1 protein-coding gene is annotated in these 885 nt (G+C 80.2%); it reads right to left on the bottom strand.

The genetic code is table 11. The annotated features are described in order from the left end of the window. The coding region (locus tag NOD94_RS41175) for a GTPase-associated protein 1-related protein (RefSeq protein WP_281211361.1) at positions 1-885 on the bottom strand (885 nt) is incomplete at both ends.

The raw sequence follows: 885 nt of genomic DNA on the forward strand, positions 1-885 counted from the left end.
GAAAAAAAAACACACAAACCACCCACCACCACCACCACGACGCCCCGCCCCCGCCCCCCCCCCCCCCCCCCCCCCCCCCCCCCCCCCCCCCCCCCCCCCCCCCCCCCGCCGCTCCCGGCCCGGGTCCCCGCCGCCGTCCGGGCGGCCGGACGGTCGTCCGCGCGCGCGGTCCCGCGCGCCGCGTCCCGCGCGTCGTCCGACCCGGGGGCCGTCTCCACCAGCAGGAGTTCCCGCCGCAGCCGCTCGGGGAGTTCCGCCGCGAAGTGGCCCAACACCTCACGTGCCAGGTCCGACGCCGCCGGGTCCCCGGCCGGGGCCCGCGCCGCCGCCAGGGCGAGCAGGTCCCAGGTACCGGCGTCGCGGTGCACCGGCGCACCCGTCGTCGCCAGCACCAGCCGGGCCTCGTCCGCGGGGAGCGGCTCCGCGCCCCACACCAGCCGCATCCCGGTCCGCAGCACCAGCGGCTCGGCGTAGAGGGAGACCCCGCAGTCCCCGAGGAGGGTGTCCAGTGCGACGACCCGGTCCGCCTGCGCCCACGCCACCTCCGTGGCCCGCGCGCACATCCGCAGGTGCGGTACCGCCTCCGCCGCGCCCAGCCGCATCCCGGTGTGTTCGAACAGCCGGACCCCGGCGGCGGGGTCGCCCGCGGACAGGGCGTCGAGCCGGTCGAGCACCAGGATCCGGAGGGCCGGTAGTTCGGCCAGTCCGTCGCGCACGTCCTCCCCGTACGCCCGCTCCGGATCGCCCAGCAGCGCGAGCGCCAGCCGGCGTGCCACCTCCGGCAACGGCGCGGCGGGGCCCACCCCGAGGGCCGCGGCCATCCGCGCGCGCCGGTCCGCCACCCCGTGCGGGCCGTCGTCGCCGGAGCCCGCGCCGGGCGGGAGC

Origin of the sequence: Streptomyces sp. Isolate_45 (genome assembly GCF_024721315.2) — a bacterium.
GTDB lineage: Bacteria > Actinomycetota > Actinomycetes > Streptomycetales > Streptomycetaceae > Streptomyces.